Here is a 14123-nt window from a genome sequence, read left to right on the forward strand (position 1 = left end):
AAAATAACCAGTCAAGCTACTTGCTCAAATGGTTATTGACTTTAAATGTTAAATTAGAGTTTAAAATGACGATTCATTATGGCAACTGTTATGAAATATACATTGATATAATTCAGTAGTTATGATAAATTAGTATAGAAACACATTTAATTATATACGAAAACAGTTTACCCCTTACTATAAGTATAAGGTAAAACTCACCTCTAGTCAACCCCTAATTTCTCATTTTTTAAAGGAGTGTCTGTTATGACCAATGAAATTCGGCAGGAGCAAGAACGTTTGGATGAGGTGATAGAAACAATCACGAAACAAATCAGCAAAATAGAAGGAGAGACTTCACAGCGCAGAAAAGAAGTTGTTAATATCCGTAAACATTTCTGGGATGACCTCAAGGTTAATATCGATACTTTCGATGATTACCTCGAGACGATCATTGGCTTAAGGCAGCAGGCTCAAGACTTGTCACAAAGCGAAGGCGCACATAGATATTCCTTCAAGAGGTTGTCAACACTGCGCCGCATGCAGGAAGTGCCTTATTTCGGTCGGATCGATGTCACTGAAGAAGGGTCATCCCTTACGGAACAAATTTATATTGGGACCTCCACTCTTACTGATACAACAGGAGAAAACTTCATTATCTACGATTGGAGGGCTCCGATTTCGAGTGTTTATTATGACTATCCTCCTGGTCCCGTAGAATACTCCACTCCCGGTGGCATAATTCGGGGGATGCTGGAGAACAAGTGGCAATACATGATCAAGGGAGGCGTTATCGAATCAATGTTCGATACGAGTCTCACCATTGGAGATGAGATACTGCAGCAGGTGCTTGGCAAGGGAACGGATAAGCATATGCACAGTATTGTTGCCACCATTCAACGGGAGCAAAATAGGATCATCCGGAACGATCGCGGACGTCTGCTCATTGTTCAAGGTGCAGCTGGCAGCGGCAAGACATCAGCTGCCCTTCAACGGATCGCTTACCTGCTCTACAAGAATCGAGAAAGGCTGAAAGCGGATCAAATCATTCTATTCTCTCCTAACTCAATGTTTAATAACTACGTATCCAATGTGTTGCCCGAACTTGGCGAAGAGAATATGCAGCAGGTAACATTCCAGGAATACCTGGATCATCGTCTGACTGACTCGTTTCAAGTTGAGGATCCTTATGAGCAATTAGAATTTTTGTTGACTGCAGCGGATGATCCTTCCTATAGCACTAGGACAGCGAGTATCCAATTTAAGGCATCGATTCGCTTCTTTGAAATCATCAAAACATACAGACAATCATTGGAGCAATCTGGAATGATCTTTAGAGGGGTAAAGTTCCGAGGGGAAACGCTCGTCTCGGCCAAACAAATCTCAGATAGATTTTATAACACAGACACCACACTAAGGTTTCACAATAGGATTGAAAAGTTGAAAGAGTGGTTATGTGAGATGCTTGATGAAACGGAAAAGTCCGAGTTGGAAAAACCATGGGTCCAGGAGGAAATCGAGTATCTTAGCAAAGAGGACTATCAAAAGGTATACACCTACTTAGAGAAAAAACGCGGCCTTAATGAAGATTCCTTTGACGATTATGAGATAGAAAATAAAATGCTTGCGCGAATGATTGTTCGAAAGAAATTGAAGACGTTGCGCAAACGGATAAAAGCACTTCATTTTATCAATATTAAGGGAATATACAAGCAACTTTTTGACGAACAAATAATGATCGAACTGTGGAATGAAGGTGAAACACCTGCAGAAAAGGAAATTTGCTTATCAACGCATAAAATGCTGGACGAAGGTAAACTGTATTACGAAGACGCGACTCCGTTTTTGCTGCTGAAGGAGTTAATACAAGGATTTCAGACGAATACCGCTATAAAATACGTGCTTGTCGACGAAGCACAAGATTATTCCCCGTTTCAATTCGAGTTTTTGAAACGGTTGTTTCCTTCAGCAAGGATGACCGTGCTCGGTGACTTTAACCAAGCAATATTTGCTCATGCCAGCGAACGGGTGGATTTCCAGACTCTTACCAGTTTATACGGGATAGATGAAACCGAGAGTATAACCTTGGATCAAAGCTACAGATCCACAAAGCAGATTATAGAATTCACACGTGAACTAGTTCCTGAAGGCCATCGAATTAAGGCATTCGAACGTGAAGGCGAGAAGCCTGTGCTGACTCAAGTGTCCAGCCGTGATGAATTGCACCGTAAAATTCTGTCTAAAGTTAAAGACTTTCAAAGCCGCGAGTACAATACAATCGCAATAATCTGTAAATCTGCTGCCGAAAGTGCCGCTGCATACGATGCCCTTAGTGTACACGGTGAAATTAAACTCGTTCAGAAAGGCACAAATGAATATGAACAGGGTGTTGTTGTTATTCCGGCTTATTTGGCCAAGGGTATCGAATTTGATGCTGTCATCATTTATGATGCATCTGTGCAAACATATGGCGATGAGAGCCTGCGTAGATTGTTCTATACCGCATGCACCAGGGCAATGCATGACTTACAAATATATACTGTTGGCGAACCAAGTCCTTTCTTGCACGATGCAACGAAGAGCTTACTTCTGACTTTGGAATAACAAAGTGGAACTTTTCAGGTTTATCTGAATGGATTAAGTATTAGTGGTGCTTCCTTTTTTCTCCTTTAATTTTATTATTCTTTTATCAAATACTATAAAAGAATCTTTAGAAAAGGAGGAGATGAATTGAATAACGAGAAAGAACAGGTGGAAACGGGAGGAAGCCAGGCGACTGGTGAATCAACAACTCAATCAGTTAATGATGGTCACTATCATTATCCAGGGCCCATGGAAGAAGGCTATAGCGGAAATACAGGAAGAGCAGTACAGCCTGCCGGGAAAAAAGATCCAGATGTTCCTCAAAACAAAGACACATTTAATTACACTCGTAATTTAAAGTAGCTCCGTCCCACATTGTAGGTGTTTAAGGACATTACATGATAGGATTTCATGGATATACAAATTCCATATTAGAAATATGGAAAACAGATTTTGAAACCTGTGTAGAATTTAGTTCTATGCAGGTTTTTTATTGGGGTAATTTTTATAAGTTCCTGATTGCAGGAAGACATTCACAGAAAGAAACCACCTCGTTTTTAATTTATAACAGTCGGACATAATATACTTGGAGGTGAAGGAAATGAGTAAAAAGACAGGAAGAGGTCGCATCGCACCAAGTGTTAACCCGCAGGGACATGGAAAAGATGTGGAATTCTCCACAGAGCCAAAAAGCGAGCTTGAAAACAAGGCAAAAAAGTCCAATACAAAATAAGCGTATTGGTCAAAATTATGGTCATACTTTATAAAGAATGCCCTTCTCTTAATGGAGAGGGGCTTTTATAATCTAAAAGAAGGCTCAATCTGCAGATGATTGAATATCCAACCCTATTTCGTATCACTCCTTGTTTTTTGTCGATGAATCATACGTTTTTGAAGAAGTGGAATGTGAAAGAATAGAAGGCTGTAGTTACCGTTAAAAAAATACCAAATACATATACCGCTATGCTAATATGAAAGACTGAGCTTGAAAAATGAGAGGAGTTACAAATGAAAATAAATCGATTAATAGCTAACAATATAAGCCATTTAGATTCATCACTGCCAGACGACCAATCATTAGGAATTGCTGGTTTATCAGGTTCCGGGAAGACGACTTTTTGTCAAACCATTGGCGAAGAATCCAAGAAGCGTCTCGTTTCCTTATTGCCGAAGTCTGAATATCAGTATTTATTCCCTAATATTATGGAAACCAACTTCAGTGCCATCAAGATGGAGGAAATGCCGCTGGTCCTTTTTCTCGGCAAATCATCCATTTCAGCTAATCCCCGTTCGACCATTGGCACACATACTGGTGTGTTTAAAGAGATTCGTGTTTGTCTTGCAGAAAAATTCAATCTTTCTCCGGAAGTTTTTTCATTTAATAATGCCTTAGGCTGGTGCCCCACTTGTAAAGGACGCGGTACGACGAAAAATATCGAATGTCCAAAGTGTGAGGGGAAGCGCTACAATCAAGAAGTCGAGCAATATACCATCGAATTATTAGATCGCCCGCATACTATTTCCGATATTAACAACTTAAGCATCGAAACGATCCTTTCACTCTCAGAGACCTTACATATTAGTGAAGCTAAACAGCATATTCTCCAAAATATAATCAATATGAATATTGGTTATTTAGGCTTGAATCGTATTATGGGGACAGTGTCTGGGGGAGAATTAACCCGGCTTTATTTAGCCGAATTCATGGCAACAAGTGAAAATACCGTTATCATCATCGATGAAATCTCCGTCGGTCTTGATCATCAAACCCTTTTGAAAATTTTGGAACAGATTAAGCAATTAGGTTATAAAAATCAAATTTGGCTCATTGATCACTCAGACACGGTGCTGGATAGCACTGATGACCAATTGTTCTTTGGACCCGGCAGCGGAAAATATGGCGGGAAAATCGTTGAGGAATCACCGCGGCCCAAACCAATCAGCTGGGAACGAAATGAAGCAGCACCAACGGAATACTATCAATTTCAGGATCTTTACTGCCGTAATATTCAAATGGAAGAAATTCGGATTCCCAAGAATAGACTCGTTACCTTTTCGGGTGAGTCAGGCTGCGGTAAATCTACACTAGTCAATGAATGTATCTCCAAAGATTTTCAGAAGAGGTATCCAAAGGATAAGCTGGTCATGGTCGGGCAGGATCGAAACAAATCGATTACAAGTCGTTCAACCGTTGCGACGTTTCTTGATATTAAAAAGAAGCTAACCAAATACAGTGATGAAATTGATGATATTTTTCAGCGTTCGATCGAAGATATCATTGAAGAATTGCCAAAAGAAGACATCGCTCATAAACGCTTGAGCTTATTGATCAAACTTGGGCTTGGTTATTTGACGTTAGAAAGAAAAACACAAACACTATCGACGGGTGAATTTCAATGTGTCCACTTAGTTTCCGAGCTGTTTGCGAAGACAAGAAACCCGCACACGCTTTTCATTTTTGACGAGCCTTCAAAAGGGTTATCGCAAAATATTTTAAATCAATTCATTGATAGTGTCAGGGTCATTCTGGAGGATGAATCCGTCTCCATCATCATGATTGAACATAATGCCTATATGCTGGAAAGTTCGGATTATATAGTGGATTTTGGCAAAAGACAGCTAACACCTGTCCAGCATCTTGACGTTGTCAGTCATGATGATTATTACAGTCACAAAGGCAATGACGATCGAGTGGAGTCGTTGCATATCTCTTCGACGCTCCGGTCAAAAACTGGTATTAATTATTTACAGGAAAATCATCTGGACTATTTCAAAAACGCAGAGAACGTCTATAAGGGCGGCATTTTAAAAAGCTTATCACCAATCGCTCGTGTGATTTATGGGGAGTATGAGTCCGACACGATTGCACCTGTCATCGCCATTGATCTTGAACGGCACTTGTACAGCCAATATACGTTTCTTTATGAATTGGGCGGAATGATTAACCATATAGTGGCTGCACATCCGAACAATAAGGATACAAGAAGCTTCGATTTCTATTCAGCAGAAAATCATTGTCCAAGCTGTTCGGGACGCCGGGTCATTGAAAAATTCGATTTCGATGTAGTCATACAAGACAAAAACGTGCCATTCTGGGATGGTTTATTACATCCAGACGTGATGGAAGTATTAAAATATTATCAGCATTCAAAACTGCAATTCCTGTTTGATGAGATCAAGAATGAACTCGGTCACGACATTAGTAAAAGCTATAATGAGATGACAGATGCCGAAAAGCATACCTTCTTATATGGGTATTGGGAAAAGTCCTTTTACGATAAAGCAGGCAAGGCATCGCGAATTTGGGAAGGGTTCAATTTCATCATTGGGCGCTATATCTTCGTATCGAAATCAATCATTAAAGAGCAGATGAAAGAAACAAAAGAGATGATCGACTGTCCAGTCTGTCATGGAACGGTTCTCAAACATCATAAAAAGCTGATGTTTGGTGATACGGACATTCGCGAAATAATACAACAGCCAATTGATCAAGTCATCAAAATTGTAGGAAAGCTGCCGGAACTGGAAAAACTAAAAGCGATTGTGGGCGGCGATACCGCACTCACTGATGATGTGTCATTCCTTCCACGTGAAACAAAAGCGGCGTTGAAAATGCTCGAACTCGAACTAGCAAGCTTCGTCGGCTATGAAGTGGTTTTACAAAATACCCAACCATTCTGGGACAGCATTAAAGGCAATATCGAAGCAATCAGCAGCAAAAACCAGATCACCATCTGTGACTTTGCCAATATTAATGAAACTAGAGAAACCATTATTGATAAATATTTCACCAATGGCAAATACAAAAAACTAACCTATGTCTATGAAGCATTTGGCTACAAAAAAATCGTCACCCAAATCAATAAAATTAAAGCAAGTCATAAATGCCCATTCTGTAATGGCAAGAAAGTCATTTCAGAAGATAACATCCATGACGGTGTATATAAATTAACAATCCCTTGTGTGAGCTGTCATGCCAGTGGCATCGATGATGAAGGTCGTAAAGAAATCGTCGAAGACATTGACGTGCAGACCTGGCTGACAGGGAAAGTGAAGGATGTCGTGGCTGAAAGTGAACGTACCGAGGCCGTTGCCGATATCCCCATTTTCGCCCGGATTCGTGAATTGAACAAACGAGACATGATGGCGGTTTATCACTGCCTTGACCAGAAAAAATAAAGTAAAAAGTCCGCCGATAATGGCGGGCTTTTATTTTGCGGACATAAGGGGCTAAGAGTCCGAATAGTGAGGTGAAGGTCGAAAAAAATTCGCAAGCGGTCGAATATAGTGCAGGGTAGGTCGAATACTATGTGGTTTAGGTCGAATACTGTGCGTGAACGTCGAATATTGTGTAGTTCAGGTCGATAAACTTCGTCAATGACCCAAGACAGTGTAGCTGGTCGTATAAAGTGCTCCGGTTTTTATGGTTTTTTACTTTAATCCTTATTGGATGGAGGAAATTTGCGACACTCCTGCCGAATAAACTGTCTAGCCGAGACCCCACAGACGCTTGCGTCGAGGAGGCTTGGCAGACAGTCGGCGGAAAGGGAGCGGATTTCTGAAATCAACTGGAACTTCTATTAAATAAAAAAACTGCAGGAAAATTCGCTTTTCTTCGAGTTTGTCTACAGTCTGAAGTCCGCCATTTACGGCGGACTTTTTATTATTTTCCAGAATAATCTTCATGATAAACGGGGAGTGTTATTGAAATCGTTGTTCCCCTATTCAAAGCGCTTGTTATATGAAGTGTACCATTCATCGTTTGGATGGTCTTGACAGCCACCATTGATCCCAACCCAGTTCCTTTTTCTTTGGAACTGTAATAAGGCTCGCCAAAACGATTTATTTGTTCCTTGTTCATTCCCACTCCATTGTCACTGATTTCGATAATGATATCGAAATTATTTACATAAGAAACAATATTAAGTTCCCCGCCGTTTGGCATTGCCTCTATACCATTCTTGATGAGGTTTAGGAAGCATTGCTTGAAATGTTGAATATTCCCCCGGGTAATGCCTGGAGTCAACTGATTAGATATAGTAACTAAATTCATGCTAGCCAATGGTTTGATCATTTCAATTACATATCCTATTTCACGGTTAATTGAAATAGGATCCACTTTCTCAAGTGCAGGTTTTGCAAATGCTAAATATTCACTAATAATGGATTCTGCACTATTAAGCTCCCTGACAACATGCTCTATATATTGTTCTTTTACTCCCTGAGTAAGATCAGGAGTCTTCAGCAGTTGAACAAATCCTTTCACAACCGTTAAAGGATTTCTAACTTCATGTGAAATGCTTGCTGCAAGCTGACTGACTACCTCCATTTTTTCAAGCCTTATCATTTGCGTCCGGATTAAAATGGCATCTTTTAAAATTTCCATTATATATACAGCTAAAGCAATAATGAAAGGAGGGAGGATAATAAAGTAAAATAAATAAGCCTCCGTTATTCGAAAGTAATCAGACATAGCGAGTGAAATAAAGCTGGTTAGGATTCCTAGAAACAATATTAATAGTATGGAGCTATTTAGCTTATTTTTTCGATTGAAATTTTTGAATTTGGAAGAAAATAGAGCCGTTATAATATAGATAACGATATATACAATTAACGTAAGTAAATTGAAACCATAAAAAGCAAACCTAAAAGATAATATGATGACTAACAGGGCAGCGCCTACAGGCCATCCACCATAAAGGGTTCCTATTATAAAAGGGATTTGCCGGAGATCATGGACACAATATTCATCAATATAAATAGGAAACTTCATACATAATATAATAGGAAAGCTCATGCATGCAGTGATAAGGGTCTTACCATATTGACTTAACTTTTTGCCATGATCTAATAAAATGTAATAAATCAAAATGCTTACTAAGATATAAAAGAGATTATCTAATATGTTTTGATTAATATAAATAAAATTCATAGGATTCTCCTAAAAAAGTAACCGTTTGGTTTATTATACAAGAATAACACTAAAAAAGAGAGTCTTAATAAAGTAATTTATTTACAGAAAGACATTTAAATTCTAAAAGAGTTGGTTAATGTATCTAATTTTATTAGAATTATTTAACGATTTATCAGTTCGAATTTGGTTTTACATAATATAGGAAATATAATAGAGGCAGAGGTGATTTTCATTGAAAAAATGGACAAAAGAAATAGAAATAAACGCTCCAATTGAACAGGTATGGAAGTTTCTTGATGGTTCTGTAGAAAATATGCAAAAAATCATGCCTCAAGTAGTTGAACAAAAGCCCGTTAAAATAACGGAAGAAGTGGTTGGAAGTGTATATCGCCAAAAATATAGAGAAGGAAAACGAACAGAAGAGTATGATATAGAAACATTGGAATATTTGAATGAGACTAATGAGAAAAAGCTTAAAGTAGGATTTATACTTGCTAAAATGTTTGAAATTACAGCTTTTTATGAACTAAATAAAATCAATGACAATAGAACTTCCTTTACATATACAGTCACCAGTCGCCCGTTAAAGTGGTTTTTAAAAATATTATTATTATTTGCTACCGATAAAGTGGTCGTTGAATTTTTAGACCGTGTCAAAAAGGTAGCTGAAGCAGAAACGGGTAACAACTAGCTCCTCTTCGATAAAGCCAGAAAAATCTTCCCAGCCGTGCACGATTGTGGAGGAATACAGATAGAAAATGATCCAGCTTTTTTGTGAAATTGTGACGTTCATTTCCACTCCAGGCAATCGCTTTCCGCGGGCGGTCCGGGAGCCTCCTCGGCGCTTTTGCGCCTGTGGGGTCTCCCTTGGACGCGTATTTACCGCAGGAGTCTCGCACCTTCCGTTTCAATCAACTCTGAGTGAAAACTAAGTCGGCAAAGTAACACAGATAGGAAATGATCCATCTTTTTCAAGATGGATTCTTTTTGATTTGTCGTGTATTAATCTTTCGAACCTTGGTACCATTGATGTCATTTTTTTTATTTGTATGAAAAAGGTATCACAGAGAGGAGTAACTGGTTCACATCTTTTTTACCCATCTAATTTGTGAATGAACAGAAAGAAAGGGGAATATTTCATATGTGAAAATCCTGAATTCAATTTTGGAATCTTTTAATCTGAGATTTTGGTTATTATGCCATTATGATAGAGCGTCTTACCGCTGCTTATAAGAAATACTAACAGGAAGAGGAGGGGGGAAAATGGGTAAGAAAAAAGTTCGGTTACTTGCTTCACTATTATTTATAGTTAGTCTTTCTTTGATAGCTTCAGCTTGTTCTAATTCCAAGAAAGATGTAAATTCGGAGGATAAAAAGAATCTAAAGGTAATTCAAATGGATGGTACTTTTGCTGTAGATGTGGATGATCCAAATGAAACTGTAGGTGATGCAGATTACGTTTTTATAGGCCGAGTCGATGAAGATGTTGACACTCTATACAAAGATCCTGTAACAATTGAAACTAGTGACAGTGCTAAAGAGGTTTCAACACCGTATACAAATTACGAAGTTACTGTTCTGCAAAATATAAAGGGTAATCTAGTTACAGATACTTCCATACCTATTCAAAAGGCTGGAGGGATAAATGAAGATGGCTCTTCTGTTGTTTTGTATGAAGATGATACATTACCGGAAGAAGGAAAATCATATGTGTTTTTAGCGTATGCACAAGATGATGGTTCATTATTAGTATCTGGTCCAAATTCGAATGAATACGTTGAAGGTATTAAGCAGGATGTGACTAGTGAAAAAATGGAAAAAGGTAAAGATTCTTTGAACGAGGAAGCCACAGAGGTAGTTTTTGAGTATGAAAATGCATATAAAAATGAAATACCTACAGATAGAGACCGTTCAGAATCTGAATTTGATGCTGAGCAATAAAAATTAAAAAGCAGGTGCATTATGGGTAGCAAGTAAGGTAGCTAATGATAACACAAAAAATAAGAGGTATGTGCATTATGAAGCAATGAGAACTTCAAACTATAAGGGGCTATGGGTTGGTCCAGGTAGATCTAAATCGAAAGTAATTTCAAGATAAAAAAAGTGGATTAGATACTTGGAGTATTGGCTCATCAAATGCACTCAGTATAGCAAAAGGTGCTTCACCAACTGGACGATATAGATTTGATTCAGCACATACTGCTGGTAAAGGAAAACGTATATTTGCACATTACCATCCTCATGAATATGGTACTCACTCATTCTACGGAGGAGGTAAGCTCTGGTAATTTATCAAATTTATTTATAAAGGAAGATTCTATGGAAAAAAAATACGACTTCGCAAGGTTATTCCCTCCTAAAAGAATTGAGGAAGTAGCCTATATTTTAGGGCATAATTTAGAGGGAATAGAGATTCCTAAAGAAGATGAACGTATAAAATATATACTGGCTGATCCTTATGCTCCAGAAATGAAGCTGATTAAAGAAGTATATATAATCTATAATAAAACGATATTAGAATTACTCACAGGAAAAATTCATTCTATTAATAGCTATGAATTTAAATACCCTAAGAAAAAGAATAGAGAGATTTCAGATACAGACATAGAATATGCACTGGACATGGCAACAATTGTACTACTTGCAAGCACAAATAATAAAATACTCACGACCTATTTTATTAGTGGTTCTGCTGAAAAACTAAACAGTATATTAAACTTATGTATTGGCTACTCCAAAGATTTAGAATGCGATGAATATAAAGCTAGTTTACAAAATTTTAAAAATGATATTGAAATAGTTAGTCAGATGGGATTATTAGAGAAAATACTTGGAAATGATTCTGGCGTAAGTTAAGTAATTAAAGATTTCTGTATATTAAATTGTTAAACACATCTATTGCCTTACAATCCTAAAACCAACTGTTGTAGCAATGGATGAAAATCATGCGTCTGTAGTGCCGACGCCATGAGCAGTCCGTACCATTCGCCGATAAATAAAGAAAAACTAGCCGCCGAGACTTGGTGAACATCACCATTCTTTGCGGCTATTTTAATGATTAACGATCCATCGTTTCTATTTTTTCAATGCCAAATAACCGACGAGGCGACTTAATGAAGTAATTGAAAAGAATAAGTTATCATGAATTTCTTCTGGATTTAAATCAAATAATAGACCGCAGCTTCTGTTATACCTCAATCTCCATCCCGATGTTCCGTTCTTTCGATTGGCGGTAAACACCTTTTGCGACAGCGAGGTCAAAGTAAGCAGCACCGACAGATTTAAAGAAGGTAATTTCCTCTTCATTTTCCCTGCCTGTTTTGGTCCGCATTACAAGTTCATAAAGCTCCCCATGGATATCATTAAACGACCAATCTCCCCGATCGGCTGCATGTATGAGTTCTCCTGCTTCATCCTTCACGCCCGCAAAATCGTCGACGATAATTTTAGCAGCGCGTGAAACCGTGGTATTATCCACTTCTTTCATATCCGGCAAATAAGAACCGACCCCGTTAATGTGTGTGCCCGGCTTTAAATCCAGCCCATTAAATACAGGCTCGTTCGAGCGGGTTGCACAGCAAATTATATTTGCTTGACGAACAGCTGCTGAAACATCTTCGTAAACTTCAAAAGGAACGGTTACTCCGAATGCGCGCAGCTTTTCACCGAATTTCTCCGCTTTCTCTCGTGTGCGATTGACTAATAAAATACGTTCAATGTCCCTTACGGCTAACACACCAATTGCTTGTTCAAATCCCATAGCTCCCGTTCCAATAATCGTGAGAACCCGGGCGTCTTTACGAGCAAGAAAGTCTGTGGCAATGCCGCTCAATGCCCCCGTTCTGAGACGTGTTAAATAGGAGGCATTCAACAATGCTAAATGTTCACCATTTTCTGCATCTGACAGCAAGATGACTCCCTGTGTCGTTGCCATCCCCCTTGAAGGATTCTTTGGAAAAATGGTAACGACTTTGACCGCCGAAACTTCTTCAGATAAATCAGCGCTTGGCATGTAAAGTGCCGATGCCTCGTGTTGAGGGAAAGCAAGAACTGTGCGATGAGGGTTGTCTATTTTTCTAGCACCATGTGCACGTAATACTGCGTTTACATCCGAAATTGCGTCCTTCATTCCATATGATTGTTGAATTTCCTTTTCATTTATAACCAACATTCAATTGTCCTCCTTGAAGTAAAAAACCATAGATTACATGGCGCTACTATTATGCGTTTCGTCTAATTTCTGATTGCTGCGATCCTTAACTGCCCAAATCGCCACTAGGGAAAGGACAGATGCAAAAATAATATAGATGGCGACAGGAACATAGGAGTTATTAAACTTATTAAGTAAAGCAGTTGCAACTAGCGGCGCTGTTCCTCCTGCCAGAGCTGCCCCGATTTGATATCCAAGTGTGATGCCGGTATAACGAATCCTTGCATCGAAAATTTCCGAGAACATCGTTCCAAGAACAGCTGTGATGGGAGCCCAAATTACCCCTAAACCTATCACTGTTGCAATGATTAATAGGAGTACCGATTTTTGCTGCAGCAACCAGAAGTATGGGAATGCAAACAGTGCCATCCCAATCGTTCCGCCTATAAACAGCTTTTTGCGGCCAATTTTATCAGATAACATCCCCATGAATGGTATTAAAATTGTCGTTATAATTGTTGCAATCATGACTGCAGTCAATGTAGCTGTCCGTGAAAAACCGAGATTCGAAGTAGCATATGATACGACAAATGTGCTGAAAATATAAAATGGCGCTGTTTCTACCACCTTGGCTCCCACGGCGATAAGCACTTCACGCCAATAATTCTTAAGAGTTTCTACAATCGGCAGCTTTGGAACTTCTCCAGATTCCTTTACTTTTTTGAAAGACGGTGTTTCATCGATTCCTTTACGAATCCACAGGCCAAAAAATACAAGGAAAGCACTAAAAATAAATGGTAAACGCCATCCCCAAGTCATGAATGCGCTTTCGGGAAGCAGTGTCATAATAGATAAGGCAATGGTTCCAAGCAGCATTCCTATTGTAACACCCATCTGGGGAATAGATCCGAACAAGCCCCGTTTTTCAGCGGGAGCATATTCAACGGCCAATAAAAGCGCGCCTCCCCATTCACCGCCAATTCCCAGACCTTGAACTAAGCGCAACGTGATTAATAAAATCGGCGCCCAAATACCAACGGCTTGATACGTAGGAAGAAGCCCCATCCCAAATGTTGCGACCCCCATTAAACTAAGTGTTATAACAAGTGTTTTCTTTCTCCCGATGCGATCGCCAATATGACTAAAGATCACTCCGCCAAAAGGGCGGATGAAGAATGCTAACGCAAAGGATGCATAGGAAAGCAACAGCCCTATTGTCGGATCCTCATTCACGAAGAATAGCTGGTTAAACACGAGAGCTGCAACGGTTCCATATAAAAAATAGTCAAACCACTCAATCGAACTTCCGACTAAACTCGCAATTAAAATTCGCCGCATTTGTTTCTTCTCCATCTTGAGTCACCCCATTAAAATTGAAGTGTCACTTCAATTTGTTATTTCCTTCATTGTAAATAATTTTAAATTTTCTGTCAATTATTTTATTAATGACGGAACATTCATCAAAATTTGTACTGTATAATGTAGCTAGATACTATG

10 protein-coding genes are annotated in these 14123 nt (G+C 38.9%); 7 read left to right on the plus strand and 3 right to left on the minus strand.

What is annotated here, in order from left to right; genetic code table 11:
* Window positions 1-246: 246 nt before the first annotated feature.
* The 4 genes from helD to ACQKMF_RS01320 all read left to right on the plus strand — a co-directional run bounded on the left by helD (window position 247) and on the right by ACQKMF_RS01320 (window position 6741).
* Window positions 247-2583 carry an RNA polymerase recycling motor HelD gene (gene helD / locus ACQKMF_RS01305; RefSeq protein WP_427571457.1) on the plus strand — a complete coding sequence of 779 codons (2337 nt, stop codon included), beginning with the start codon at window positions 247-249 and terminating at the stop codon, window positions 2581-2583.
* Window positions 2584-2709: 126 nt separating this feature from the next.
* Entirely contained in the window at window positions 2710-2925 is a 216-nt protein-coding gene (locus tag ACQKMF_RS01310; protein WP_402939620.1) for a hypothetical protein, read from the plus strand.
* 238 nt (window positions 2926-3163) lie between these two features.
* The gene (gene sspL, locus ACQKMF_RS01315) at window positions 3164-3295 is read left to right on the plus strand and encodes a small, acid-soluble spore protein L (RefSeq protein ID WP_061464729.1); all 132 of its coding nucleotides are present in this window, start codon (window positions 3164-3166) and stop codon (window positions 3293-3295) included.
* Between the two features lie 275 nt (window positions 3296-3570).
* Window positions 3571-6741 (plus strand): ATP-binding cassette domain-containing protein, encoded by a 3171-nt coding sequence (locus ACQKMF_RS01320; protein WP_427571459.1) that lies wholly within the window; start codon window positions 3571-3573, stop codon window positions 6739-6741.
* A gap of 484 nt (window positions 6742-7225) precedes the next feature.
* On the opposite strand, the gene ACQKMF_RS01325 is transcribed toward ACQKMF_RS01320, so the two are convergent.
* Window positions 7226-8494 (minus strand): ATP-binding protein, encoded by a 1269-nt coding sequence (locus ACQKMF_RS01325; RefSeq protein ID WP_427571461.1) that lies wholly within the window; start codon window positions 8492-8494, stop codon window positions 7226-7228.
* A gap of 214 nt (window positions 8495-8708) precedes the next feature.
* Between ACQKMF_RS01325 and ACQKMF_RS01330 the strand changes: the two genes are divergently transcribed.
* From ACQKMF_RS01330 to ACQKMF_RS01340, 3 genes are all read left to right on the plus strand, one after another.
* Window positions 8709-9167 carry an SRPBCC family protein gene (locus ACQKMF_RS01330; protein ID WP_230178146.1) on the plus strand — a complete coding sequence of 153 codons (459 nt, stop codon included), beginning with the start codon at window positions 8709-8711 and terminating at the stop codon, window positions 9165-9167.
* A 572-nt stretch (window positions 9168-9739) separates the two neighbouring features.
* Window positions 9740-10417, plus strand: a complete 678-nt coding sequence (locus ACQKMF_RS01335) for a cell surface protein (protein ID WP_427571464.1) — start codon at window positions 9740-9742, stop codon at window positions 10415-10417.
* Window positions 10418-10795: 378 nt separating this feature from the next.
* On the plus strand, window positions 10796-11332 hold the full coding sequence (locus ACQKMF_RS01340) for a hypothetical protein (protein ID WP_427571466.1): 537 nt from the start codon (window positions 10796-10798) through the stop codon (window positions 11330-11332).
* A 331-nt stretch (window positions 11333-11663) separates the two neighbouring features.
* Here the strand turns inward: ACQKMF_RS01340 and ACQKMF_RS01345 are convergent, their stop codons facing one another.
* Complete coding sequence (locus ACQKMF_RS01345; protein WP_427571468.1) at window positions 11664-12647, minus strand: ornithine cyclodeaminase family protein; 984 nt, start codon at window positions 12645-12647, stop codon at window positions 11664-11666.
* Between the two features lie 33 nt (window positions 12648-12680).
* Window positions 12681-13979, minus strand: a complete 1299-nt coding sequence (locus tag ACQKMF_RS01350; protein WP_427571470.1) for an MFS transporter — start codon at window positions 13977-13979, stop codon at window positions 12681-12683.
* Between the last annotated feature and the right edge of the window lie 144 nt (window positions 13980-14123).

The sequence above is a fragment of the Peribacillus sp. NPDC101480 genome (assembly GCF_050277335.1).
Lineage (GTDB): Bacteria > Bacillota > Bacilli > Bacillales > DSM-1321 > Peribacillus.

Excerpts from the sequence above, each read along its gene's own strand:
- helD (WP_427571457.1), top strand. The coding sequence starts at position 247 with ATGACCAATGAAATTCGGCAGGAGCAAGAACGTTTGGATGAGGTGATA.
- sspL (WP_061464729.1), top strand. The coding sequence starts at position 3,164 with ATGAGTAAAAAGACAGGAAGAGGTCGCATCGCACCAAGTGTTAACCCG.
- ACQKMF_RS01320 (WP_427571459.1), top strand. The coding sequence starts at position 3,571 with ATGAAAATAAATCGATTAATAGCTAACAATATAAGCCATTTAGATTCA.
- ACQKMF_RS01325 (WP_427571461.1), bottom strand. The coding sequence starts at position 8,494 with ATGAATTTTATTTATATTAATCAAAACATATTAGATAATCTCTTTTAT.
- ACQKMF_RS01335 (WP_427571464.1), top strand. The coding sequence starts at position 9,740 with ATGGGTAAGAAAAAAGTTCGGTTACTTGCTTCACTATTATTTATAGTT.
- ACQKMF_RS01340 (WP_427571466.1), top strand. The coding sequence starts at position 10,796 with ATGGAAAAAAAATACGACTTCGCAAGGTTATTCCCTCCTAAAAGAATT.
- ACQKMF_RS01345 (WP_427571468.1), bottom strand. The coding sequence starts at position 12,647 with ATGTTGGTTATAAATGAAAAGGAAATTCAACAATCATATGGAATGAAG.
- ACQKMF_RS01350 (WP_427571470.1), bottom strand. The coding sequence starts at position 13,979 with ATGGAGAAGAAACAAATGCGGCGAATTTTAATTGCGAGTTTAGTCGGA.